Here is a 25,015-nt window from a genome sequence, read left to right on the forward strand (position 1 = left end):
TGCAAGCCATGAACGAAGCGCGGGTGCGTCTGGACCAGAGCCGCAAAGCTGACGCCGACAACGCCGAGCAGGGCAAGATCGAGCAGGCTGATCAGGCGCTGGCGCAGGTCGAGCAGCTGAAAACGTCGGTCAAGGATGCGGGTTACCAGACCGTACTTAACGAAGTGTCCGGGCACATTGCTTCGTTCAGCGAAAAGCTGGGCGAATACACCGGGCTGCTGGCCCAGGAAAAGGTGGTCTACAAACAACTGCATGACCGCGCCGATGAGGTGGTCAGCCGGGTCAACCAGGCGTACGCCGCCGAAGATGAGTCGATGCAGGCGCAGTTGAAGAAAAGCGCGTTGCTGATCATTGGCTCGTCCGCCCTGGCTCTATTGGTGGGTTTGATCGCGGCGTGGGTGATTACCCGGTTGATTGTCGCGCCCCTGCGCAGTGTGATCGCGGTGGCACAGCAAATTGCATCCGGCGACTTGAGTGGGCGTATGGAGGTCAATCGGCGTGATGAAATCGGCCAATTGATGCAAGCCATGCAGCAGATGGGTCACGGCCTGAGCCATATGGTCAGCGGGCTGCAGGCGGGTATTGAGCAATTGGCCAGCTCGGCGCATTCGCTGTCCAGCGTGACGGAGCAGACCAATGTCGAGGTCAGCAGCCAGAAAGAAGAAACCGAGCAAGTGGCTACGGCGATGAACCAGATGACCGCCACGGTGCACGATGTAGCGCGTAACGCCGAAGAGGCCGCGCAAGCTGCGCAAACGGCGGACGACAAGGTCGACAGTGGCCAACAGGTGGTGCGTCAGAGCCTGCAACGAATTGAATTGCTCGCGACGTCGAGCACCAGTGCCAGCGCCAGCATCGAGAGCCTGAGTGCCGAAATCCAGAATATCGGCACGGTGCTGAGTGTGATCAAAAGCGTGGCCGAGCAGACCAACCTGCTGGCGCTTAACGCCGCGATTGAAGCCGCCCGTGCGGGCGAGCAAGGCCGCGGCTTTGCGGTGGTGGCCGATGAAGTCCGTGCCTTGGCCAAGCGCACCCAGCAATCCACCGAAGAAATCGAGCGGCTGGTCAGCACCTTGCGCAGCGCTGCGCAATCATCCGTTGAACAGATCCAGCAGAGCGGCGAACTGGTAAAGCTGGCGGTGAGTGATGCACTGGAAACCGAAAGCGCGTTGGGCAGCATCGCCGCTGCTGTGTCGTTGATCCAGCAGATGAACCAGCAGATCGCTGCAGCTGCCGAGGAGCAAAGCTCGGTGGCCGAAGAAATCAACCGCAGCGTCACCAGCATTCGCGCGAGTGCCGATCAGTCGGCGTTGAGCATGCAAGGCAATGCCGCGTCGAGCATTCAGCTGGCGCAGTTGGGGGCGGAGCTCAAGGGCATGGTGGGGCATTTCCGCCTTTGACCGCCGCTGAGTGCGGCGATCAAAGGGGAGGGGTCAGGCGTTGTTGGCGAGGAAGGTCAGCAGCGCTTCGTTGACGAAGTCCGGATTCTCACGGCTGGAGATGTGCCCCGCGTCTGGAATCAGGATCAGGCTGCAGCCGATCAACTCGGCCATTTCCCTGGATTCGGCAGGTGGGCGAGGTTTGTCGTGCTCGCCGCACATTACCAACGTTGTGTCGGCATCCAGGCGGGGCAGTTGGTCCAGAATGTCGGCGCGGCTGAAAATCACTCGGCCCAGCGGCACGATACTGTCCAGCAGGCGTTCCCTGGAGTAGTCCTGCAATGCCTTACGGTAGCCCTGATACAGCGCCGATTCGCGGTCGATGCCCGGGCGAAAGAAGATTGGCGCTACCACATCCAGCAACGGCTCGGGGATGGCCCCGGCGTCTTCGATCATCTTGAACAGCGAGAAGTAGTACTGACGCGTGGCCTCGGGCTCGGCGCCCAGGTGGGTGTCCATCAGCACCAGGCTGTTGATGCGCTCGGGGGCCAGCAACGCCAGGCGTGCGCCCCACATGCCGCCGACCGAGAGACCTACGAGGTTGACCTGGTCAATGTCCAGGTGGTCCAGCAGGGCCAGGTTCTGGCGTGCCAGGTCATCCAGCGATTGCGTGTGCGCGGGCAGCGGGCCGGATTCGCCATGGCCCCATAGCTCGGGAACGATCACACGATACTGCTGCGACAGGGCCTCAATCTGCGGGGCCCACATGTCGTGGCCCCACAGGTAACTTGAGCCCAGCAAAACGACCGGGCCGGTGCCCTGGTCGACATAGTTCAGCGGTTGTCCATCAATCACGGCGACGGGCATAGCAGGCCTCTAACTTCACGGAGTGAGGGGCACTTTTTTACGCTAGTCGGGGGCGGCGGGATAGGTGCAAATTGATGGCATGTGGCGAGAAACTCGCCACATGGGGGGAGGGCGATCAGTCGTAGATGGCTTTCTTTTTCCACTCGGCGTCGGCGTCGACGACTTTGAGGCCCTCAGTCAGTTCGTTGACTTCGTCTTCAGCAGGCTTGCTGTTGGTCAGCACGGTGGAGTTGGCGCGGGCCAATTGATTCTCCAGCAACTGCAGTTGCGCACTGTAGAGCACCGGTTCTGCCTGCTTGCGCAAATATTGCACGCCACGCTCGAAGGCCAGGCGCGCCTGCCCCGGCTGACCTTGTTGCAGGGCATGCTGGCCGAGATTGTTGAAGAACTCGATGTGCAGCAGCACCAGAATATGACGAATTTCCTTGATCCAGTGTTTGGCCTCGTTGGTCGGCAGGAAACCGTCCTGAGCGGCGCGGGTAACCTGGCCGTGCAGGGCTTCGAGCAGGAAACGTACGTCCTTGGCCTTGGCTTCGGTCTGGATCGGCGAGGGCGGATTGGTCACCGGGATCGACTCGCCTTGGGCCACCAGCGCATTCAATTCGCTGATGCGCGCCTTGAGCGCTGCGCTGGACTTGTTGAGGTTCAGCAAGCGCGCGTTAACGTTGAGCTCAAGGCGAGTCAGCAACAGTTTGAGCGCCGGCGTCATCAACTGGCCGGGGAAGGTCTCGGTAATTTCACCGCAACGGCGCAGCCGATCGTTTAGCTCGATCTCGGTACGCTTCTTTTCCAGCTTGTTGTTTTCCACCACGTGGTTCATGTAGCCAATGGCGATCAGTATTACGATCCCGGCTATTACCAGCAGGGTGATCATGAGTGGTGTCACCGGTGTGACCTCTTTTATAGGGTTTGCTGTGGAGTGTAGTGACTGGGCCATCTGGCGGATAGGACTGTTCGACCAGTTGCCCAGGTAGTTTCTTCTATATAGGTAAGCTTTCCCTGCGTAGATGCACATTGCCATCATTCGCTGGAGCGAACTATAGCGTCTTGTCGGACGTCAGAATATAGGCGTCAAGGTCCGGACGGCCCAACCACGCGCAAACGCCCGGAAAGCGGGGCGAAGTCATTGATTTAAATAAATTTATCCTTGGGGGTTGACGACCTTTCAATCCATCCATAGAATGCGCGCCACTTACAGCGTAAAGCACACAGCGAAACGCGGTAGGGAGTGAATGTTGTACGTGTGTCCCCTTCGTCTAGTGGCCTAGGACACCGCCCTTTCACGGCGGTAACAGGGGTTCGAGTCCCCTAGGGGACGCCAATATGCGGGAATAGCTCAGTTGGTAGAGCACGACCTTGCCAAGGTCGGGGTCGCGAGTTCGAGTCTCGTTTCCCGCTCCAAATTTAAGCAGTGTTGCCCTCGGGTGGCACTGAGTGAAACCAGGGCATAATCTTCGGATTTAATCTCTGGGCACTGAAATACACACCATGTGTTTCAGTAGCGTGTCCCCTTCGTCTAGTGGCCTAGGACACCGCCCTTTCACGGCGGTAACAGGGGTTCGAGTCCCCTAGGGGACGCCATTTGCGGGAATAGCTCAGTTGGTAGAGCACGACCTTGCCAAGGTCGGGGTCGCGAGTTCGAGTCTCGTTTCCCGCTCCATATTTAGCGAAAACGCCGATCAGAAATGATCGGCGTTTTTGTTTGTGCGGATTTTTTGTCCAGCCCGCCTGTAGGACTTTTTTCCAAGTACATGTGAATAATCTGTACTTACACTTGGGCAGGTGTGCGCCCGCCCCAACCTCTCTACTCTGGCCAGCTTCTTCTGCCTGCTGACATCAGAGAGCTGCCCAGATGCTTCAACTTGATTTCTATTCCACGCTGGTCGCCGCTTCCCTGGTGCTGTTGCTCGGGCGTTGGCTGGTGGCCCGAATCGACTTTTTACGCACCTACAGTATTCCGGAACCGGTAGCCGGTGGCTTGCTGGTTGCCGCGTTGTTGTTGGCATTGCGCGGGCTGGCGGGTATTGAGGTTCGGTTCGATGGGTCATTGCAGGCGCCGTTAATGTTGGCGTTTTTCGCCACCATCGGCCTGAATGCTGATTTTGCCAGCCTGAAAAAAGGCGGGCGTGTACTGGGGATATTTCTGCTAGTGGTGACGGGCCTGCTGCTGGTGCAAAACGCCATGGGCATTGCACTGGCAACAGCGTTGGGGCTCGACCCGTTGATGGGCTTGCTGGCCGGCTCTGTCACGTTGTCGGGCGGGCACGGCACCGGGGCTGCGTGGGCGGCGGTGTTCAGCGAAAAATATGGTGTGGCCTCGGCCAGTGAACTGGCGATTGCCTCGGCAACCTTTGGTCTGGTGCTGGGCGGTTTGATTGGTGGCCCTGTGGCGCGCCTGCTGATCAAACGGGTCCAGGTGCCAGGCGTCGAGCACGCACAGCCGCGCCTGCCCAAAGGGTTTGAGCAACCCCACCAGGAACGCATGATCACCTCGTTCTCGTTTATCGAAACCCTGGCGCTGCTGGCGATCAGCCTGCAAGTCGGCAGCTTTCTGAGCGGCTTCATTCAAGGCACCGCATTCGAGTTACCGACCTTTGTCTGTGTGCTGTTTGTCGGCGTGGTGCTGCGTAATGGTTTGTCGGCGCTGGGTTGGCACCAGGTGTTCGAGCGTGAAGTGTCGCTGCTGGGCAATGTCAGCTTGTCGTTGTTCCTGGCAATTGCGCTGATGTCACTCAAACTGTGGGATTTGGCGGCCCTGGCCTTGCCTATTGTCATTCTGCTGGCGGCACAAGCGTTACTGATGGCCCTGTTCGCGATTTTCGTCACCTTCCGGGTCATGGGCAGCAACTACGATGCGGCGGTGCTGGCGGCAGGGCACTGCGGCTTCGGGTTGGGGGCCACGCCCACCGCCATTGCGAATATGCAGGCGGTGACGCAACGGTTCGGCCCTTCGCAGATCGCCTTTCTGGTGGTGCCGATGGTGGGCGCGTTTTTCATCGACATCACCAACGCGGTGGTGATCAAGTTGTACCTGGCGCTGCCATTTCTTGGCAGTACAGGTTGAGCGAAACCTTGGCAGGCTGTTTTCTTCAAGGAAAATTTCAACACTGACTCAGCGCCCGTGCCAAGCGTTGCGTGGCTGTTCGGATCTCCTCCCGGTCCAGCGAAGCAAACCCCAGCCGCAAGGCATTTTCCGGCAACCCCATGGGCGAAAACTGCCGCGCGCTGCGCACCACCACGCCGTGGTCCAACGCGCGGTTTACCCACTGATCCACATTCGTTTCATCCTGTAAACGTACCCAAAGCGCCAGGCCGCCCTCCGGCTCACGTACGTGGATACGTTCGCCGAAGGCCTCGTGCAGGCAACCCTGCATGACTTCGCGCCGCGCCGCGTATTCCTTTGACACCCGGCGCAGGTGTTTCTTCAGTTCGCCGTCATTGATCAGGTCAGCCAGCATTTTCTGCGCGACGGCATCGGTGTCGCCGACGATCAGCGCGGCGTTGCCTTGCAGGGCTTCGATCACATCCGTGGGAGCCACTATATAGCTGCAACGAAAGGTCGAACCCAGTGCCTTGGACAATGAGCCGATATACACCACATGCCGCTGCGCATTATCACTGGCCAACGGCAGGTAAGGTCGTCCGTTAAAGTGATATTCGTGGTCGTAGTCTTCCTCGATCACACAGAAGTTATGCAACGCCGCCAACGCCAGCAGGTGCTGCCGACGCGCCGCATGCAGGCTCACGGTGGTGGGGAATTGGTGGTGCGGTGTGAGGTAGATCATCCGCACGTCATGTGTGCGGCATAACTGTTCAATGTGGTCCGTGCGGCAGCCTTCCTCATCTATGTCGACGGTGACCAGTTGCGCGCCCAGCCTGCGGAAAATCTCCCAGGCCGGCGGGTAGCTCAGGCGCTCTACCAGCACCACATCGCCGGGTTGGATCAGCAGGCTAGCCGTCAGGAACAACGACACCTGGGTGCCTGGGGTCAGGCAGATATTTTCCGCGCTGACTGCCAGCCCACGGTTACTGCGCAGCATCTCGGCCAGCGCGCAGCGCAATTCATGGCCGGTGCCTTCACTGCCGTAGCGCACGGTATTGGAGGCAAAGCTATTGCGCAGGGCGTTGCGGTAGTAGCGATGCAACACGGCTTGCGGCAGCAGGCGGTGGTCGCATGCGCCGTTGTCGAAAAACAGCGCGTCATGCCGATGCTGCAGGGCGATTACTTGGGCGTTCTGAGTGAAATACGGAACCACCGCCGGCTCAAGGATTCGCGGTGCAAAGGATTGCTGCGCACGACTGGGCGCAGGCTTGGCGGCCAATTGCGTATTAACGAACGTCCCACGGCGCGGCTCGCTGATCAGCCAGCCTTTGGTCAGGGCTTCTTCGTAGGCAAGGATCACTGTCTTGCGATTGACGTCGAGCAATTGCGCCATTTCCCGCGTCCCCGGCAGCATCGTGCCCGGCGGTAGCCGCCCTTCAGTAATCGCGGCGACCAAACCTTCGGTGATTTTGCGGTAGGAGGCCTGAGGTACGCCTTCATCAAGTTTGAGCAGGGGGCGCCACTTTCGCATCTGGACCATCTGAAGTATCCAAAACTGGAGGTTCTAATGGGCCCAGTCTAGCGCAACAATCAGGCCTCACTCACCCTGAGGTCTTTATGAACCCACGCCACGTAATCGAACTCTCCCCCTCGGGCACCACCTTTGAGGCCGGTGACGAATTGTTGCTGGATGCAATGCTTGCCAGCGGCCTGCCCGTGCCGTTCTCCTGCCGGCGCGGGGCGTGTGGTTCGTGCAAGGTCGTGGTTACGCAGGGAGCGTACCGGGCCAAACAACTTGCGCCGGGCGCACCGGCCCCCAGCTATCCGCTGGCCGCGAATGAAATGCTGTTGTGCCAGAGCCACGCCTGCGCCGACATGTGCCTGGAGATCCCCGGCTGGTCGCTGGACACGCCCGCGCTGGCCGTCGAGGCGACAGTGCTGAGCAAGCGCGCACTGAGCCCGGACATCATCGAGTTGATCGTGATGCCGGATATGCCATTGGCGGCGCGGGCGGGCCAGTACCTCAAGTTCCGCCTGGTCGACGGCGACTCCCGTTGCTTCTCGATCGCCAACCTGCCGGCCGACGGCGATGGGCGCCTGGTGTTTCAGATTCGCCAAGTGCGTGGCGGACTGTTTTCCGAGACTCTTTTGGGCAGCCTTGAAGCGGGTGATCTGTTGCAATTGGAAGGGCCTTTTGGTGCCTGCACCTGGCAGGACGATGACGCTGCGCCTGTCGTCCTGTTCGCCACAGGCACCGGCTACGCGGGCATCAAGCCGATCCTGCTGACCGCCTTGAAGCGTGATGTAGAGGTGACGTTTTACTGGGGTGGCGCCCAGGCGGGCGACTTTTACGACCGCGAATTCCTCGATCAATCGGTCCTCGGCCACCCGCGCTTTCACTGGCACCCGGTACTGGCATCGCAGGGCAGGGTGCAGGAAGTTGCGCTGAGCCATGGGCACACCTGGGCAGCGGCCCAGGTGTACGCCTGCGGTAACGGCATGATGATTAGCCAGACGCGCGCGGATTGCCTGGCGGCGGGCCTGCCGAGCCACCGTTTTGTCGCCGAAGCCTTTGTGCCCAGCGGCCAGTCGGGTGTCGATACGCTGCTCGGTTCACTGGATGAAACCTGGGAAAAAGTCGGCCCCCGGTATTCTCTGGACGGCATGCTCGCCGCCCGTGAAAAAACCGTGCGCGCGCTCGCGGCGATTGCCAGCCAACTCAAGGTCGGCATGACCACCGGCGCAGCCCTGGAAATGGCCAGCCAACAGCTGCAGGCCATGGGCGCATCGCACACCTGGCACCCGACCTACATCCGTTTTGGCGACGACACGGTGCGCCCGTCCCGAGAAGGAATTGACCCGCTGCGCACGCTGCGTCCCAGTGACATTGTGGTGGTCGACCTTGGCCCGGTGTGGGACGGTTACGAGGGAGATTACGGCGACACTTTCATCTTCGGCGAGGCGCCGTTGCACCTGGATTGCCGCAAAGCGTTGCATGAAGTGTTCGATGAAACCCGCGACGCCTGGCTGCGCGGCATGACCGGCTGCGAGCTGTACGACTTTGCCGAGGACCGCGCCGTGTCGAAGGGCTGGCGCTTATCACGCAACCTGGCCGGCCACCGCATTGCGGACTTTCCCCATGCGCTGTTCGGGGACACGGAGCTGGCTGAACTCGAAATCACGCCCAGCGAAATGGTGTGGGTGCTGGAGGTCCAGCTCTGCCACCCAACATTACCCATTGGCGGTTTTTTCGAAGACATCCTGATGCGATGAGCCCGCCATTGCGGCGGGCTCAAAGGGCGTCAGAGCTTCGGCAACTGCCCGACGCGGCCCATCATTTCAGTGACAATCTGCAGGTCCAGGAGGAACTGGCCGACGGTCTTGAACTCACCGTCGGTGTGACCGGTGTACTTCTCTTCCGGACGCGCCAGGCCGAATTGCACACCGTTGGGCAGCTCATGCACGGAGGTCGCGCCGGCGGAGGTGCCGAATTTGTGCTCCATGCCGAGGTTTTCAGTGGCGACGGCCAGTAGGGCCTTCACCCATTCGCCTTCCGGGTTGCGGTACATCGGCGCGGCTATCGAGTAGGTGAAGCTCACTTTCACTTTGGACTGCTTGTCCCAGGCGCTGAGCTTGTCGGCTATTTCAGCCTTGAGTTTTTCCGGCGACTTGCCCTTCGGTACACGCAGGTTCACTGCCAGTTTGAAGGCTTTGGCATCCTGGCCGACGAAGGTCAGCGAGGTGGTCAGCGGCCCCATGAAATCATCGGCGAAGCCCACGCCCAACTTGCCGCCCAGGTAATCCAGGCCCCAGTTGTCGGACGCATAACGCGCGGCGTCGGTGATGTGGTTGTGCTTGAGGGCGATTTTGCCGTCGATGCTGTGGATCAGCTCGAGCATGCGCGCGACCGGGTTGACGCCCGATTGCGGCGCGGACGAGTGCGCAGACACGCCGGTGACCGTCAGCTTGACGTCTTTACCGACCACTGTGGCGGCGACTTCAAAATCGCCACCCTTGGCCTTGGCATACGCAGCACCGGCTTGCTCCAGGCTGGCAGCCAGTTCAGCCGGCTTGTCGCTGACCAGGGTCGCAACCGACACCGAAGGAATCTGGTTGGTCGCCATGCCACCAGTCATCGAAATGATTTCCGCGCCTTTGCCGTCGCCCTTGCGCACCGGGAAAGTCGCCATGACGGTGCCGTAGCCTTTCTCGGCAATCACCACCGGGTAGCCGCCGTCCAGCGCCAGGTTGTATTGCGGCGTCGGGTTGTGTTCGAAGTAGTAGGGGATCGCGTCACCGGAGGTTTCTTCGGTGGTGTCCACCAGCAGCTTGAAGGTGCGCGCCAGTGGCAGCTTTTCTTCCTTGATCACTTTCATGGCGTACATGGCCACGACGATGCCGTTTTTGTCATCCTCGGTGCCACGGCCGTACATGCGGTCGCCGATCAGCGTGACCTTGAACGGGTCGAGCTTGGTGCCGTCCTTGAGCACCCAGTTTTCCGGCGTCACTGGCACCACGTCGGCGTGGGCGTGGATGCCCACCACTTCGTCGCTGCTGCCTTCCAGGCTGATTTCGTAAACACGGTTATCGATGTTGCGGAAGTTCAGGTTGAAGGCCTTTGCCAGATCCTGGATCTTGCCGGCGATCTTGAGGAATTCCGGGTTTTTGTACTGCGGCAGGCCATCCACGTTGAACGTCGGGATTTCCACCAGCTCGCGCAGGGTTTCAAGGGCGGCCTTGCCGTATTTCACCCGCGTGTAAATGCCGAGCAGGCGATTGATTTCATTCTGCTGGTCGGCGCTCAGGGTTTTGTTGTCGAGAAAGGCGCTGATGGCCGGTCCCACGTCGGCAGTTTTACCCAGGTCGCCCTTGGCCAGGGTGCCGAGGAAACCCCGAAAATCAGTGACTGACGTTTCGCTGAAGCTCTTCAGAATGGCTGCGCTTTGTTGCTCGGTGATATTGGCAAAAGCAGGGCTGGCGACAGCCGACAGGCTGGCGGCGAACAGCGTGGCCGCCACGATTTTTTTCAGTGGAAAGTGCATGGGTAGAGCATTCCTTTGCAGGTCGTGAGTAAGAGGTTTCTGATCGATCTGTCAGAAACATTTTCACACACTACCATCACCAAGCTCGGGATTGGGAGACTTGGATGTGGGAAATGTCGTACTCAAATGCCAAGAGCGCAGAGATTCAAATGTGGGAGCGGCGGTGCGACGATTCGACTTGCCCGCGATGGCGGTATGTCAGCCGACTCTTGCGGTGGCTGATGCACTGCTATCGCGGGCAAGCCCGCTCCCACAGGGTTTCCAATGGGCTTTTTGATCCGGGTTTCAAGGCTTGCCGGGATGTGGCTCCGGGTACTGCGCCGCTACATCCAATGCCTTGGCATACGGCCCGTCCCACAACTGCTCATGCAATTCCCCTACACGCTTGGCCATCGCCTCGCTGCGCATCACCACCTCCAGGTTGCGCGAGTTATCCAGGTAACCGCCCAGCCAGTTGCTGGTGCCCACCCACGCCACTTGCCCGTCGATTTCCAGGGTCTTGCTGTGGATCACCCGCGCATACGGGATAAACCCTTGCTTGGCCTCGGGCAGGGTGACGATCTTGACTTCGACGTTCGGCAGCACCGCGAGGCTCTTGAGGTAGGGCAGTTCCAGCGGGTCGGTATTCCAGTTCGACACCATCAGCTTGATCGACACGCCGCGTGCGGCGGCGGCGCGCACGGCGTTGTCGATCACCGCGTAGTAGGGGCGGGTTCTGTCAGGCCCATAGGACAGCGGCGCGTAGTCCAGCAGTTGTACGCGCACTTCTTTTTTCGCTTCGCCGAGCAGGCGCGGCAATTCCAGTTGTGAGTCGCCCACGCCCGGCGGGTTGTAGCGTTGCGGGCTGGCCACCAGATAATTGCCCGTTCGCGCAGGCGCCTGGCCTGCTGTCGGCAGAGGCACGGGTTTGTTTTCGGTCAACGCCGCTTGCGCTTGCCAGTCCTGATCGAAGATCGCCTGCACTTGGCCAACCACGTTCGCGTCGCTGATGCGCAGCCCGGTTTCGTGGATATGTTCCAGCGAGCGCCAGTCGAAATTTTGGCTGCCGATAAACGCCTGCTCTGCATCCACCACCATGTATTTGGCATGGATGATCCCGCCGCTGAGTTGCCCGTAAGGCAGCACGCGGAAGGTCAGGTTGGGGATTGCGCGCAAGCGTTCCAGCGTAGAAGCTTCCGATAACTTGATGCCTTTTTCTTCCAGCAAAAAGCGAATCTTCACACCGCGTTTGCCGGCGGCCTCCAGGTGTTCGATCACCTTGTCCATCACTGAACCGGGGTGATCGGCGGCGTAGAACTGGCCGATATCAATGCGGGTTTTCGCACCATCAAACAGTTCAATCCACACCGGGCCGGGCTGGCGCAAATCGGCGGTACTCAACTCAGTATCCACCGGCACGGTGTGCACCAGTTCAAACCCTGGAATTGAAAAGTCCGCCTGGGCCAGCGGACTGAGGAGAGAGGCGGCGAGGCCTGCGATACGCAATTTCATCGAGAGGGGCATGGGGCGTCTCATCGGGCAAAAAGACAAACAGAGTATCTGTGGCGAGCGGGCTTGTTGTGGTGAGCGGGCTTCCTGTGGTGAGCGGGCTTGCCCCGCGTTGGAGTGCGAAGCGCTCCCAATTCAAACGACGCGGTGCAACTGATAAACCGCGTCGTCAGGTTTTAGGGCTGCTTCGCAGCCCAACGCGGGGCAAGCCCGCTCGCCACAGGAAGCCCGCTCACCACAGGGGCGCGCCCGCCTCGAAGGTTAGGCCGTGCGGCTGTGCAGCGGCGCTGGCACCAGGTGCGGTACTTCGCTTTGCACACGGGCACCGGTGGCGGCGCGGATCAGCAGGATTTTCAGCTGATCATTGATGCGCTCCAGGCTGTCCTGGAAGAAGTTGTGGAACACCACGCAGAACAGCGCAATGGCGATACCCAGGCCGGTCGCGAACAAGGCCGTACCGATACCACCGGAAATCTGCCCCGGGTCGGACACACCCGCCGTAGCCAGCGCCTTGAAGGTGTCGATGATGCCGAGGATCGTACCCAACAGGCCGAGCAGCGGCGCGGCAGTGGTGATGGTCTCGATGATCCACAGGCTGCGCGACAGCGGTGCACGGGTCTTCAGGTATTGGGTTTCGATCTCGTCATCCAAATCCTTGCGTGAACCGTGGGAGGCCTTCTGCGCGAGTACCGGCAACACCATGTTCAGCGGCAGGCTGTCGCGGCGGGTCAGGCTTTCAGGCAAGTCGCGTTCGCTGTGCACGTTGGCGCCCAGCACGTCGGTCAAGGCGCGCGCCTGACGGCGCACGTAGGCGAAGTAGATGCCCCGCTCGATGGCGATAAAGATGGCGATGGCCATCGCGGCGTACATCACATAGAAGGTGACGTCGTGAAGCAGGTTCATGTCCATGATTCTCAAGCCTCGTGGTTAGAAATTCGCTTCCAGAGAAACGGTGACAGTACGGTCCAGGCCAACGATGTAGGCCGGGTCGCCGTCGCGGAAGCCGCTGTAGCTGGCCGCGTTGGTCTTGGTGGTGTACACGCCGTCCAGGTATTTCTTGTCGAACAGGTTGTCGACGTTCAGGCGCAGGGTGGCGTCCTTGACCACTTTCTTGTCCACCGGCAGGTAGATACCGGCGCCGAGGTTGAAAATGGTGCGGCCGGAAATCGCCTCATCGTTGGTCAAGTCACCGAAAAGCTTGCTGGTGTATTTGCCGCCGAAGGTGCCGTAGAAACGGCCGTCGTCGTAGCCGATATTCGCTGCGAGCATGTTCTTCGGCACGTTGGCGAACTGCTTGCCGCTGGTGGGCAATACGATGGCCTTGCCGGCGTTGTAGACGGTCAAATCGTCCTGCTGCTCGGCCTTGGTGTAGGTGTAGGAGGTGTAGTAGTTGAAGTGATTCGGCAGCAGGCCGCTCCACTCCAGCTCCAGGCCGCTGTTGTTGACGGAGCCTGCGTTGATGTCGGCGAAGTCGCCGTTGATGTCTCTGGACGATACCTGGCGATCCTTGAACTGCATGTAGAACAAGGTGGCCGCCACGGTCATGTCTTCGTCGGTGAAGCGCCAGCCCAACTCGTGGTTCCAGCTGGTTTCCGGCTTGGAGTCGATCGAGCCGACGCCCTTGTCATACAGCACGTAGTTCTGCGGGATGCGCATGTTGCGCGACAGGCTGTAGAACAACTGGTCACGTTCATCCAGCTGGTATTTCAGGCCGGCGTTGGGCAACAGCTTGTTGTAGCTCTGGTTACGTTTTTCCGGCTGTTCGGTGAGGCTGCCGTTGTTGGTGCCGTCACGCTTGACGTTCATGTAGGCCAGGCCCGCGATCAGGGTCCAGTCCGAATTGATGTACCAGGTGTCCTGGGCCCAGACTTTCTGTGCCGGAGTAATGGTGAAGCGGTCGCGGCCCTGCACGGTGTTGCCGTTGGCATCAACCACCGAGTCTCCGTCCGGCCAGGTGTCGGTCGGCTTGCCGCTGTTTTTCAGGGCAATGAACGGCTGGGTCTGGCTCTGGCGCGCGCGCTCATACCAGTAGCCGAACTGCAGGCTGTGGTCGCCAAGGTCCCAGTTCAGTTTGGTGGTGATGCCCGGGCGCCAGGTTTGGGTGCGCGAAGGGCGGTAATACACGCCGGTGGTCGAGGATCCGTCGGCGTTGTACTGCGCGGCGGTCGGCAAGTTGCCCAGGTCGAACACGCCACCCTGGTTCGAGCCACGGTTCAGGGCATAGCTGGACGAGCCCACACCGCTGCCGTTGCCCCAGTAGTAATACGGGATGACCGACAGGGCCAGGTTGTCGGCCAGTTTGAATTGGGTGTTAAGCACGCCGGTAAAGGTCTGGAACGGGTTTTGCGCCAGCGCGTAGTAGCTGTTCAACTTGCCGTTGCTGCCCACGGTCGGGTTGGCGGGGTAGGGGTCGTACTTGCGCCCGTATTGCTGGAACTGCGCCTTGGTCAGCTGGCTGTAACTGTTGTTGTCCTGCTCGTGGTACTTGAGGATCAGGTTGGCAGTGTTGCCATTGCCGGCGTCGAAGAAGCTGTTCCACTCGACCTTATCCGCCCGCACGGCGCCCGAACCGCGCCACATGTCGCCTTCGGTATGCGACACCGACAGCCAGTTGCTCAAGCCGTTGACCTCGCCGGTGTTGAGCCGCGCGAAGGTCTTGCGGGTGGCGTTGCTGCCGACGATTTGTTTGACGAACGCCCCGGTTTCCTTGGTTGGGCGAATGGTCACGATGCCAATGTTGCCGCCGCTGGAACCGATGTGCGGGCCGTCGGCTTCGGACGAGCCCTGGGTGACGAAGATCTGGTCGATGTTTTCCGGGTCGCCCAGCAGGTTGGAGTACAGCGCGTAGTTGCCGGAGTCGTTGATCGGCATGCCGTCCACCGACATCCCCACCTGGTCGGAGTTGAGCCCGCGCATGGTGAAGCGAAAGCCTGACAGCCCGGTGTTGTCCTCGCTGGAGATGTTCAGCCCCGGGGTGTACTTGAGCTTGTCGATCGCGTTGCCGGTGGCGGTCTGTTTATCCAGCGCTTCCTTGGTCACGGTGGAGCGGCCCTTGATGCTTTCTTCCTGCACCATGTAGCCGCCACCCGCTGTGGCCTTGCCCTGCACGCCAATCGTGCCGACGTCACTGTCGCCGGTGTCTGCCATGGCGATCCCATGGCCCATGCTTGCGGCAACGAGTGCCAGATGAATCCGTGTGAACCTCATCACTGTCGTCCTGGTGTCGGTGCTTATTGCACGCTGTAGTTGAAGGTGGCGGTGAAGCGCTGCTCATTGCGCCCCCCGAAGGCTTGCTCGGGGAACGGCTTGACTTGCTTGATGCGACGCAAGCTGGTGGTGGCGGCCCGGTTGAGCAGCATGCTTGACGTCTGGGTTTGGATGCCGGAGTCCAGCACCCGGCCCTGGCGGTCTACCAGCAACCACACCACCACCTCGCCGCTGGGGCGTTCGAGGGAGGCCTGGCGCCCGGTGGGGTATTGCTTGTAGGTGTCCAATTCGTTGCGCAACCCCTTGAGGTAACCGCCTTCGAGGGCTTGGCCATCGACCTTCGGCGGTGCTGGCGGGGCGGGCGGCGCCGGTGTCGGTGCCGCAGCGGCCTGTACCGGCTTGGCCGCAACCGGGGGCGCCGGCGTAGGCGTCGGCGTTGGCTTGGCGGCCACAACGGGTTTGGGCTTGGGCACCGGTTTGGGCTTGGGTTCAGGTTTTGGCAAGGGTTTTGGCGGTGGCGGCGGCGGGGCCGGTTCGGCCTCTTCATCCTCGATCACCGGCGGTGGCGGTTCTTGCTCCACCACGGGCTCCGGGATCACTTCGGGCTCCGGCTCGACCAATGCCAGCTCGACCGCGGACTCGTCATACACCGGCGTAACTTTCAACGTCTGTGACTGGATGCCCACTGCAATCAGCACCAGGGCGATCAGGGCCGGGACACTGCCCAGCAGCTGTCGCGCACGAAACAAGGCGTACATGATCAGGACTTGCGTGTGGCAATGGACACGGAGGTGAAGCCACCCAGGCGCAGGGTGTCCATCACTTCCACCAGGCGCGAAACCTCAACGCCCTTGTCACTATTAACGATGATTGTCGACTTGGTGTCCGGCTTTTCGGCTGCCTTCAGCGCGGGTACCAATGCATCAACGGTGAGGTCTTTGCCGTCGAGTTGCAGCTGGCCTTCCAGGCCCAGGGTCAGGATGAATTTGTTCTGCGGTTTGAGCTGTTGCGAACTGCTGGCGCTGGGCAATTGAGTCTTCATGCCAAGGGCCGGAATCACGTTCAGGCTCACGAGTACGAAAAACACCAGGAGGAACATCATCACGTCGATCATCGGGATCAATTCGATGTGCGCCTTGCGTTTTTTGGGTTCGTCCCAGGTTCTCATTCCGTTACCCCGTTATTGAATTAGGGGCGACACGCTAACAACCGAAAATGACCGATTGGTTAACTTTAATTTACGATTTGAAGGCTCTAGGACGAGTCTTTCAGTCGATTCATGCGGCATTTTTGTGACGTAGTGAAATTGACACAATAGCCGTACATTCTTGATGCATTTATCTCCAGAGCCACCCCGTATGCCGACTGCATTGCCTCGATTGACCACATCGCGACTACTATTGCGGGCGCTGGAAAGCGACCAGGCCGAGACGCTGTTTACCCTCGCCAACGGGCCGGATATTGCGCAGAACACGGCGAATATTCCGTCGCCCTATACCCTGGAAACTGCGCAGACGTTTATTGCTTCAATCGCGGAAAAATTTCGCGCAGGTGACCTGCTGAACCTGGGCATGCATGTGCGTGAAACCGGTGAGTTGGTGGGTATGGTCAGCCTGCGTCTCAACGCGCGCCATCACTATGGTCACCTCGGTGGCTGGGTGGCCGGACACTGTCGAAACCGGGGATACGCCGCCGAGGCTGCGCGCGCGATGATGGACTTCGGGTTCACCCAATTGGAGTTGCAGCGCGTGGGTAGCCAATGCTTTGGCTGCAACAAGGAGTCGGCGCGGGTCATGGAGAAAATCGGCCTGCGTTTTGAGGGTTGCCAGCGTCAGGCGTTTCTCAAGAATGGCGTGTACGAAGATTTACTGGGCTTTGCCACTGTGCGCGAAGACTGGGAGCGCTGCCTGTGAACGAAGCAGTGGACCACGGTCGGCGGCGCATCCTCAGCGGGCTTGCGGTGGCCACGGCATTTTCAATCCTCAGCCCGTTTGCGCGCAGTGCCGGGGTCGATTACCCGTTCACCCTTGGCGTGGCTTCGGGCGACCCGTTGCCCGACGGCTTTGTGATCTGGACGCGCCTGGCCCCCTTGTTCAATGCTGCGGACGGGCGTGGCGGATTGCGCCAGGCGGTACCGGTGCGTTGGCGCGTGGCCAGCGATGCGGCGATGACACGCATCGTGCGCCAGGGCGAGGTGACGGCGACCGAGCGTTTCGCCCATTCGGTGCATGTCGAGGTCGTGGGGCTGGAGGCGGGCCGGCCGTACTGGTATCAGTTCGAAGGTTTGGGCGCGCAAAGCCCGGTGGGTCAGGCGTGCACGACGCCGCCGGTGCAGGCCATGGTGTCGGCGCGATTGGGGTTTGTGTCTTGTTCCCACTGGGAGCGCGGTTATTTCAGCGCGTATCGCCACCTGGCGGCGGAGCAGCCCGACCTGGTGTTTTTTCTCGGTGACTATATCTACGACAGCTCCTACGCGCTGGATTCAGGCAAGATCATCCGGCCCCACGGCAGCGGCAATGCGGTGAGCCTGCGCGACTACCGCAACCGTTACGCGCTGTACAAAACCGACCTGGATTTGCAGGCGTTGCACGCCGCCGCCCCCAGCGTCGCGACCTGGGACGACCACGAAGTGCAGAATGACTACGCCAACCGCTGGTCCCAGGACCCGAAGATCCCGGTGGCGCAATTTCTCAAGCAGCGGGCGGCGGCCTATCAGGCGTTTTACGAGCACATGCCACTGCGCGCCAGCAGCCTGCCGAAGGGCCTGGACATGCGCATTTACCGGCGCCTGGACTACGGCCGACTGGCGCGTTTTCACGTGCTCGATGGCCGTCAATACCGCTCCGAGCAGCCGTGCATTGCAGCCAATGGCAGCCATCAGGGGCATATCGCCGACAACACCTGCACCGACTTGCGCGATCCGCGTCGAACCCTGCTCGGCTGGGAGCAGGAAGCCTGGCTTGATCGCGGGTTTGCCGAGTCGCCGGCACAGTGGAACGTGATCGCCCAGGACCTGCTGGTAGCGCCGCTGACCCAGCGTGACCTGACCAATCACAAACCGGGGCGCTGGACGGATGGGTGGGATGGTTACATGGCCAACCGTGAGCGGATGCTCGCATCCATCCAGCGCAGGCAAGTGAAGAACCCGGTGTTCTGGGGCGGTGATATCCATTCGTTCTGGACCACGGATTTGCATGCCGACGCCAATGATGTGGACTCGCCGGTTGTCGCCACTGAATTTGTCGGCTCATCGGTTACTTCGGATGGGCCGCCCTTTGACGCGTTCTCGCAGCTTTTACCGCTGAATCCTCACGTGAAGTTTTTTGACAGCCGTCAGCGGGGGTATGTGTCGGTAGACGTGGATGAGCAGAAGATGCTGACGAACTTTCGTGTGATTACGGACCCGCGTGATCCGTTGGCGACGGTTTCCACGCTTAAGTCGTTTGTGGTTGAGCCGGGGCGGGCGGGGGCGGTTGCGGTATAGCAGGATATTTGAGCCAAGCGCATTCGTAATGGCGAACGCGCTTATTGTGGCGAGCGGGCTTGCCCGCGTTGGGCTGCGAAGCGGCCCCAAAACCCGTCACCGAGGAGCATCTGACGCAACGCGGTGACCTTGATGGGGGCCGCTTCGCGCCCCAACGCGGGCAAGCCCGCTCGCCACAGTAGTGCTATCGGCCTTCATTTTTCAGCTGACTTCATAACGCACCGACAGCGCGCCCTTCTTCTCTGACAAAGCCAGAACCGTCACCTGGCCCAACTCGCTCAGCGCTTGCACATGGGTGCCGCCGCAGGCGTAGGCAGGCAGTTCGCCAAAGCCGACTTCACGCGTGCCGTCTTCCAGGGCCATGTGGCGAGGGTAATCGGCGGCAATCCAGCGGTTGATTTGCGTTTGAATCGCCTCGGCGTCAATGGCTTGTGCGGCCTCGCCACGAATAAATGTGACCTTGCCTTCACCCGGCCAGTGATGGGCCTTGATCGGCATCCAGCCCAGGGCTTCCCCGGCATTGCCGATCAAATGCCCGGCGGAATGCAGGCGGGTGTGCAGGGCGCGGCGCTGTTCGTCGACCCGCGCAATGATCGGGCCGAGCTCTACGGGTTGATCCACGTAGTGCACCACCCGGTCCGCCTCCTGAATAACACGTACCACCTGGCTGTCGCCGAGCCAGCCGGTGTCGAATGGCTGGCCGCCACCCTGAGGGTGGAAAATCGTAGAGTGCAACGTGACCGCAAACTGGCCCTCGTGCGGCGTGCAGGCCAGCACTTCAAGTTCGGCAGTCAGGTGGTCGTGGGTGAAAAACAGGCGCTCGGTCATCATCTACATCCGCATCAGGGTTCTGCGGGCAGTATAAATAGTGCGCAGATGGGTGATAATCCGTTCAATTATCAATGGACCTGTGCGTCATGAGCATCAATCTTCCTTTGCCGCTGCTGGGTGAAATGGCGATTTTCGTCAAGGTGGTGGAAACCGGCAGTTTCTCCGAGGCTGCGCGACAACTCAGTGTTTCTCCTTCAGCAGTGAGCCGCAGCATTTCGCGTCTGGAAAAGGCCCTGGCCACACGCTTGCTGCAACGCACCACGCGCAAATTGCGCCTGAGCGAAGGCGGTGAAGAGGTGTTCAAGCGTTGCCAGGAAATGGTCAACGCGGCGCGCTCGGTGATGGAAATCAGTGGTCAGTTCACGCATGAGGCTGAGGGTTTGGTGCGGGTCAGCGTGCCCAAGGCGGTAGGGCGCTTTGTGGTTCACCCGCACATGCCCGAGTTCTTGCGGCGCTACCCGAAGGTGGATGTGCAACTGATCCTTGAGGACAGGCATGTGGACCTGATCGATGACAATGTGGATTTGAGCATCCGCATCACCGACAGCCCGCCGCCGGGGTTGGTGGGGCGGCAGTTGTTGCCGATCGAACACTTGTTGTGCGCGACACCGCAGTACCTGATCGAGCATGGCACGCCGAGCCATCCCCATGATTTGCTGGAACACAGTTGCGTTTATCTTGGGGAAACCCCGGGGGATTCACGCTGGAAATTTCGCCAGGGCGCCAAGGCGGTAACGGTGGGCGTGCGCGGGCGGTATGCGGCGAACCACACGGGCGTGCGGCTGGATGCGGTACTTCAGCATGTGGGGATTGGCAGCCTGCCGTATTTCACCGCGCGCCATGCCTTGGAGGAGGGGCGGTTGGTGCAGGTGTTACCGGAGTGGGATTTTATTGCGTCGTACCATGGCGAGGCGTGGTTGCTGCATTCGCCAACGCGGTACCTGCCGCCGAAGTTGCGGGTGTTTATTGATTATCTGGTGGAGTGTATGGCGAAGGAGCCGACATTGCGCCGACGGTAGGGTTGCGATGCGGTGCAAATGTGGGAGCTGGCTTGCCTGCGATGCGGGCAACTCGATCTTTCAAGAGAACCGAGGTGATGCTATCGCAGGCAAGCCAGCTCCCACATCGAATGCTGTGCAGGTCTGGAAGATCAGTGCTTGCTCTGATCCTGCGGCATGGCCAGCAGTTGTTTTTCCTGGTTCCAGTCGAACGGTTCGTCGTTCTGTTCGGCTTCGAAGCGACGCTCTTCCAGGGCCTGGTACAGGTCCAGTTCTTCATCCGGCATGAAGTGCAGGCAGTCGCCGCCAAAGAACCACAGCAGGTCGCGCGGGACCAGGTGGGCAATTTGCGGGTAGCGCAGGATGACCTGACTCATCAGGTCCTGGCCCAGGTACTGGCTTTCGATCGGGTCGATCGGCAGCAGGGCGCGCAATTCGTCGAAACGTTCCAGGAACAGTGTGTGGCTTTCCTCGGGCACCTGTTCGGCTTCGCCGACGGCAACCAGGATGCCGCGCAGGTGGTCGAGCAAGACGAGATGATCGGCAACGACGTTGGACACGAGATAAGTCCTCTAAAGCAAAAACGGGCGCGAGAGTATATAGCTCTCGCGCCCGTATTTATATGACCGCTGGTATCAGCGGATTTTGCCCTCAGCCTGGGTGAGTTCTTCCTTGCTGAAATCATCCACGTCGATCACCTTGCGCCGCGCTGCCTCGGCGTCACGCAGGGTCTGCGCTTCAGCCGGTTGCAGCACCCCGGCGTGGAGCGCTGCGTCGATGGCGTGTTCGCCGGCCGTCGGTTTGACCTGACCGCTTTTCAGCGCACTGTGCAATTTTTTCTGCAGCGGATGGCTGGCGCCAAGCAGGTCGTAAGCATGTTGCAGGGCGCCCACCGGATCATCCGCCGATTGCGGGCGATAGCAGCCGGCCAGCAGTTCTTCGAGGGTCGGGTCGCCTTTGGCGCGACCAATCACCTCGGCCACCTGGGCATCCAGCGCATCGGACGGCCCGGTATGGCGACGCCCAAACGGGAACACGATCACCCGCAGCAGGCAACCGAGGATCTTGTTCGGGAAGTTGCTCAGCAATTCATCCAGCGCACGTTCCGATTCGCCAAGGCTTTCTTCCATGGCCCAGGCGAACAACGGTTCCAGATGGTCCGGCGAATCCAGGTCGTGGTAGCGCTTGAGCGCCGCCGAGGCCAGATACATGTGGCTTAACACATCCCCCAAGCGTGCCGACAGGCGTTCGCGACGTTTCAACTCGCCGCCCAGCAGCATCATGCTCAGGTCAGCCAGCAGGGCGAATGCCGCAGCCTGGCGGTTCAGGGCGCGGAAGTAACCCTGGCTCAAGCGGTTACCTGGCGCCTTCTCGAAATGGCCAAAACCCAGGTTCAGCACGAGGGTGCTGGCAGCATTGCTCACGGCAAAACCGATGTGTTGCATCAGCAAACCGTCGAACTCTTTAAGCGCCTGATCATGGTCTTCGCGACCGGCCAGCGCCATTTCCTTCAGCACGAAAGGATGGCAGCGAATCGCGCCCTGACCAAAGATCATCAGGTTGCGCGACAGAATGTTCGCACCCTCTACGGTGATGAAAATCGGCGCGCCCTGCCAGTTACGACCCAGGTAGTTGTTCGGGCCCATGATGATGCCCTTGCCGCCGTGCACATCCATCGCGTGGCTGATGCACTCGCGGCCACGCTCGGTGAGGTGGTACTTGAGGATCGCCGACAGCACCGAAGGTTTTTCCCCCAGGTCCACGGCGTTGGCGGTGAGCATGCGCGCGCTGTCCATCAGCCAGGCATTGCCACCGATGCGCGCCAGGGCTTCCTGGATGCCTTCGAAGGCTGACAGCGGCAGATTGAACTGCTCGCGTACCTGAGCGTATTGGCCGGTGACCAAACTAGTGAACTTGGCCGCGCCGGTGCCCACGGCAGGCAGGGAAATCGAACGGCCTACCGACAGGCAGTTCATCAACATCATCCAGCCCTTGCCGAGCATCTCCTGGCCGCCGATGAGGAATTCCAGGGGAATGAACACGTCCTTGCCGGAGTTGGGGCCGTTCATGAACGCGGCGCCCAGCGGCAGGTGGCGGCGGCCGATTTCCACGCCGGGGGTGTCTGTCGGGATCAGCGCGAGGCTGATGCCCAAGTCTTCCTCGTCACCCAGCAAGTGGTCCGGGTCATGCGCCTTGAAGGCCAGACCGAGCAGGGTCGCGACCGGGCCGAGGGTGATGTAGCGTTTTTCCCAGTTCAGGCGCAGGCCGAGGGTTTCCTGGCCTTCCCATTCGCCTTTGCAGATCACGCCGGTGTCGGGCATGGCGCCGGCGTCGGAGCCCGCCAGTGGACCGGTGAGGGCGAAACACGGAATGTCATCGCCACGCGCCAGACGCGGGAGGTAGTGGTTGCGCTGTTCGTCGGTGCCGTAATGCAGCAGCAGCTCGGCCGGGCCGAGGGAGTTAGGCACCATCACGGTGGACGCAAGGTCACCACTGCGGGTAGCAAGTTTCATCGCGACCTGGGAGTGGGCATAAGCGGAAAAGCCCTTGCCGCCATATTCCTTGGGAATGATCAGGGCGAAAAAGCCGTGGGTCTTGATGTGCTCCCAGGCGGCGGGCGGCAGGTCCATGGCCTGGCCGATTTCCCAGTCGCTGACCATGGCGCAGAGTTCTTCGGTAGGGCCGTCGATAAACGCTTGCTCTTCTTCGGTCAGTTGCGCCTTGGGGTAGGCCAGCAACTTGTCCCAGTCGGGGCGACCGCTGAACAGCTCGCCGTCCCACCACACGGTGCCGGCGTCGATGGCGTCGCGTTCGGTTTCGGACATCGGCGGCAGGACTTTCTGGAACCAGCTGAACAGTGGCTTGGTGAAGTATTGGCGGCGCAGGTCGGGCAACAGCAGGGGCAGGGCCACGGCCGCGATCAACACCCAGAAGACCAGTAACAGCCAGCCCGGTGCATGGCTCCAGGCCCCCATCGCCAGCAGGTAAACGGCAACCACGCCCAGGGCGGGCAGGGGCGCGGTGCGGCGGTGTGCCAGGTAGGCAATGCCGACCACCAGAACCAGTATCCACAACAACAGCATATTCAATCCTCCGTGAAACCAGGGGCGAAACCACCATGGAGCTTAGTCGGCATCCGAACAAGCGCGGTGATCAGGGTGTTACGAGATTTGGCCGAATCGTCGTTATCTCCAGGGCAGGCCTGTGTTTAGACTCAAGGCTTCCTTCGGAGACAAAGCTCATGGATACGTACCTGAGTCCCAGCCGCTTCATCGATAGTGACCACCCTGCGGTGGTGGAGTTCGCTGAAAAACATCGCGGTTCCAGTGCGGATTTAAATGACCAGGCGGTCAGCCTTTATTACGCGGTACGTGAGGCGATTCGCTATAACCCGTACACCTTCAGCCGTGATCCAAATACCCTCAGCGCCAGTTTTGCCCTCGCCACCGGCGAGAGCTACTGCGTGCCCAAGGCCACCTTGCTGGCAGCCTGCGCCCGCCATTGCGGCATTCCCGCGCGCATCGGCCTGGCGGATGTGCGCAATCACCTGTCGACGCCCCGGCTGATCGCGCTGCTGAAAAGCGATGTGTTCGCCATGCACGGCTATACCGAGCTGTACCTGCGCGGGCGTTGGGTCAAGGCGACACCGGCGTTCAACAGCCAGCTGTGCGAGGTGTTCGATGTACCACCGCTGGCATTCGACGGAATCAATGACAGCGTATTTCACGCGTTCAACCGCCAGGGCCTGCGTTCCATGGAGTACGTGATCGACCACGGGCAATTTCCTGACGTGCCGGAGGCGTTTTTCTTCGCACATATTCAGAACTGTTACCCGCACCTGTTCGGCGAGGGCATGCCGGTGCTGCTGGGCGACATGCAGAGTGATTTAAGCCGCGCGTGAACCGGCGTATGCTGCTGCGTTCATCAAGCCATGTTCATCAAAAATAAGGCGCGGTCATGCTGAAGATCTGGGGTCGTAAAAATTCATCAAACGTCAGGAAAGCACTCTGGTGCGCCGAGGAACTCGGCCTGGACTATGAAGCAATTGATGCGGGCGGGGCTTTTGGTGTGGTCGACACGCCGCAATACCGGGCCTTGAACCCCAATGGCCGGGTGCCGATGATCGAAGATGGCGACTTTGTGCTGTGGGAGTCCAACACCATCGTGCGCTACCTCTGCGCCAAGCAGGCATCGAGCTGGTACCCGACAGACCTGAAAGCCCGCGCCAATGCGGAAAAATGGATGGACTGGACCACCTCGACCCTCGCCGAACCTTTCAAGGCGGTGTTCTGGGGCATTTTGCGCACACCCGCTGACAAGCAGAACTGGGACAGCATCAACGCCGGGCGCCAAGCCTGCATCGATGCACTCGGCACGGTAGAGAAAGCCCTCGCCGAGCAACCTTACCTGTCGGGCGATGCGATCGGCATGGGCGACATCCCGCTGGGCTGCTTCATCTACGCCTGGTTTGAAATGCCCATCGAGCGCCCTGCGATGCCCCATCTAGAGGCCTGGTACCAGCGCCTGCAACAGCGCCCGGCCTACCGCAAAGCTGTTATGACCGCGTTGACTTAATACCCACTATTAATACAGGCGACTGTACTTGTGCGGCGCGGGCAAGCACCATGCTTGTCATGCGCCGCCGTTGAACTACGTGCGCTGCGCCCTCATCTACT

20 protein-coding genes, 4 tRNA genes and 1 pseudogene are annotated in these 25,015 nt (G+C 60.6%); 13 read left to right on the forward strand and 12 right to left on the reverse strand.

The genetic code is table 11. The features are described 5' to 3' along the window. Positions 1-314: 314 nt before the first annotated feature. Both BFW87_RS32635 and BFW87_RS32640 read left to right on the forward strand, forming a co-directional pair. A pseudogene (locus BFW87_RS32635) lies at positions 315-539 on the forward strand (HAMP domain-containing protein); the annotation flags it as partial. An 18-nt stretch (positions 540-557) separates the two neighbouring features. Continuing rightward, positions 558-1,400 carry a methyl-accepting chemotaxis protein gene (locus BFW87_RS32640; protein WP_439848397.1) on the forward strand — a complete coding sequence of 281 codons (843 nt, stop codon included), beginning with the start codon at positions 558-560 and terminating at the stop codon, positions 1,398-1,400. 33 nt (positions 1,401-1,433) lie between these two features. On the opposite strand, the gene BFW87_RS21000 is transcribed toward BFW87_RS32640, so the two are convergent. Together BFW87_RS21000 and BFW87_RS21005 are read right to left on the reverse strand one after the other, a co-directional pair. Then, entirely contained in the window at positions 1,434-2,246 is an 813-nt protein-coding gene (locus tag BFW87_RS21000) for an alpha/beta fold hydrolase (protein WP_078741639.1), read from the reverse strand. 115 nt (positions 2,247-2,361) lie between these two features. Beyond that, entirely contained in the window at positions 2,362-3,120 is a 759-nt protein-coding gene (locus BFW87_RS21005) for a hypothetical protein (RefSeq protein WP_078741640.1), read from the reverse strand. Between the two features lie 371 nt (positions 3,121-3,491). On the opposite strand from BFW87_RS21005, the gene BFW87_RS21010 reads away from it, so the two are divergent. The 5 genes from BFW87_RS21010 to gltS all read left to right on the forward strand — a co-directional run bounded on the left by BFW87_RS21010 (position 3,492) and on the right by gltS (position 5,310). After that, positions 3,492-3,567: transfer RNA gene (locus tag BFW87_RS21010), tRNA-Glu, on the forward strand. Positions 3,568-3,571: 4 nt separating this feature from the next. Further along, a tRNA-Gly gene (locus BFW87_RS21015) sits at positions 3,572-3,647 on the forward strand. A 104-nt stretch (positions 3,648-3,751) separates the two neighbouring features. Next, positions 3,752-3,827 (forward strand) — tRNA-Glu (locus BFW87_RS21020). Between the two features lie 3 nt (positions 3,828-3,830). After that, positions 3,831-3,906 (forward strand) — tRNA-Gly (locus tag BFW87_RS21025). Between the two features lie 192 nt (positions 3,907-4,098). Further along, positions 4,099-5,310 carry a sodium/glutamate symporter gene (gene gltS / locus BFW87_RS21030; protein ID WP_078741641.1) on the forward strand — a complete coding sequence of 404 codons (1,212 nt, stop codon included), beginning with the start codon at positions 4,099-4,101 and terminating at the stop codon, positions 5,308-5,310. Positions 5,311-5,347: 37 nt separating this feature from the next. Here the strand turns inward: gltS and BFW87_RS21035 are convergent, their stop codons facing one another. Then, positions 5,348-6,829 (reverse strand): PLP-dependent aminotransferase family protein, encoded by a 1,482-nt coding sequence (locus tag BFW87_RS21035; protein ID WP_078741642.1) that lies wholly within the window; start codon positions 6,827-6,829, stop codon positions 5,348-5,350. Between the two features lie 77 nt (positions 6,830-6,906). Here BFW87_RS21035 and BFW87_RS21040 point away from each other — a divergent pair, with 77 nt between their 5' ends. Further along, the gene (locus tag BFW87_RS21040) at positions 6,907-8,562 is read left to right on the forward strand and encodes a M24 family metallopeptidase (protein ID WP_078741643.1); all 1,656 of its coding nucleotides are present in this window, start codon (positions 6,907-6,909) and stop codon (positions 8,560-8,562) included. Between the two features lie 29 nt (positions 8,563-8,591). On the opposite strand, the gene BFW87_RS21045 is transcribed toward BFW87_RS21040, so the two are convergent. The 6 genes from BFW87_RS21045 to BFW87_RS21070 all read right to left on the reverse strand — a co-directional run bounded on the left by BFW87_RS21045 (position 8,592) and on the right by BFW87_RS21070 (position 16,194). Then, complete coding sequence (locus tag BFW87_RS21045) at positions 8,592-10,331, reverse strand: dipeptidase (RefSeq protein ID WP_078741644.1); 1,740 nt, start codon at positions 10,329-10,331, stop codon at positions 8,592-8,594. 285 nt (positions 10,332-10,616) lie between these two features. Next, the gene (locus BFW87_RS21050) at positions 10,617-11,834 is read right to left on the reverse strand and encodes a phospholipase D-like domain-containing protein (RefSeq protein WP_078741645.1); all 1,218 of its coding nucleotides are present in this window, start codon (positions 11,832-11,834) and stop codon (positions 10,617-10,619) included. Positions 11,835-12,080: 246 nt separating this feature from the next. Next, positions 12,081-12,728: a MotA/TolQ/ExbB proton channel family protein gene (locus BFW87_RS21055; RefSeq protein WP_078741646.1), complete on the reverse strand. Its 648-nt coding sequence runs from the start codon at positions 12,726-12,728 to the stop codon at positions 12,081-12,083. An 18-nt stretch (positions 12,729-12,746) separates the two neighbouring features. Then, positions 12,747-15,026 (reverse strand): TonB-dependent receptor, encoded by a 2,280-nt coding sequence (locus BFW87_RS21060; protein ID WP_078741647.1) that lies wholly within the window; start codon positions 15,024-15,026, stop codon positions 12,747-12,749. 23 nt (positions 15,027-15,049) lie between these two features. Then, positions 15,050-15,784 carry an energy transducer TonB family protein gene (locus tag BFW87_RS21065; RefSeq protein ID WP_078741648.1) on the reverse strand — a complete coding sequence of 245 codons (735 nt, stop codon included), beginning with the start codon at positions 15,782-15,784 and terminating at the stop codon, positions 15,050-15,052. 2 nt (positions 15,785-15,786) lie between these two features. Next, complete coding sequence (locus tag BFW87_RS21070; RefSeq protein ID WP_005786670.1) at positions 15,787-16,194, reverse strand: ExbD/TolR family protein; 408 nt, start codon at positions 16,192-16,194, stop codon at positions 15,787-15,789. Between the two features lie 190 nt (positions 16,195-16,384). On the opposite strand from BFW87_RS21070, the gene BFW87_RS21075 reads away from it, so the two are divergent. Then, positions 16,385-16,939, forward strand: coding sequence for a GNAT family N-acetyltransferase (locus tag BFW87_RS21075; protein WP_078741649.1), 555 nt, complete (start codon positions 16,385-16,387; stop codon positions 16,937-16,939). Then, on the forward strand, positions 16,936-18,510 hold the full coding sequence (locus BFW87_RS21080; RefSeq protein WP_078741650.1) for an alkaline phosphatase D family protein: 1,575 nt from the start codon (positions 16,936-16,938) through the stop codon (positions 18,508-18,510). Before BFW87_RS21075 ends, BFW87_RS21080 begins: the two co-directional genes overlap by 4 nt. Before the next feature lie 201 nt (positions 18,511-18,711). On the opposite strand, the gene BFW87_RS21085 is transcribed toward BFW87_RS21080, so the two are convergent. Beyond that, positions 18,712-19,338, reverse strand: coding sequence for a hypothetical protein (locus BFW87_RS21085; protein ID WP_078741706.1), 627 nt, complete (start codon positions 19,336-19,338; stop codon positions 18,712-18,714). 89 nt (positions 19,339-19,427) lie between these two features. On the opposite strand from BFW87_RS21085, the gene BFW87_RS21090 reads away from it, so the two are divergent. Further along, a complete protein-coding gene (locus tag BFW87_RS21090) occupies positions 19,428-20,360 on the forward strand; it encodes a LysR family transcriptional regulator (RefSeq protein ID WP_078741651.1) in 933 nt (310 codons plus the stop codon). Positions 20,361-20,491: 131 nt separating this feature from the next. Here BFW87_RS21090 and BFW87_RS21095 read toward each other — a convergent pair whose 3' ends face one another. Then, the gene (locus tag BFW87_RS21095; RefSeq protein ID WP_078741652.1) at positions 20,492-20,899 is read right to left on the reverse strand and encodes a PA2817 family protein; all 408 of its coding nucleotides are present in this window, start codon (positions 20,897-20,899) and stop codon (positions 20,492-20,494) included. Between the two features lie 75 nt (positions 20,900-20,974). Continuing rightward, positions 20,975-23,422, reverse strand: coding sequence for an acyl-CoA dehydrogenase (locus BFW87_RS21100; RefSeq protein WP_078741653.1), 2,448 nt, complete (start codon positions 23,420-23,422; stop codon positions 20,975-20,977). Between the two features lie 158 nt (positions 23,423-23,580). Here BFW87_RS21100 and BFW87_RS21105 point away from each other — a divergent pair, with 158 nt between their 5' ends. Further along, positions 23,581-24,240, forward strand: coding sequence for a transglutaminase-like domain-containing protein (locus tag BFW87_RS21105; RefSeq protein WP_078741654.1), 660 nt, complete (start codon positions 23,581-23,583; stop codon positions 24,238-24,240). 56 nt (positions 24,241-24,296) lie between these two features. Next, a complete protein-coding gene (locus tag BFW87_RS21110; protein ID WP_078741655.1) occupies positions 24,297-24,914 on the forward strand; it encodes a glutathione S-transferase family protein in 618 nt (205 codons plus the stop codon). The last annotated feature ends 101 nt before the right edge of the window (positions 24,915-25,015 follow it).

Origin of the sequence: Pseudomonas fluorescens (genome assembly GCF_002022275.1) — a bacterium.
GTDB lineage: Bacteria > Pseudomonadota > Gammaproteobacteria > Pseudomonadales > Pseudomonadaceae > Aquipseudomonas > Aquipseudomonas fluorescens_AJ.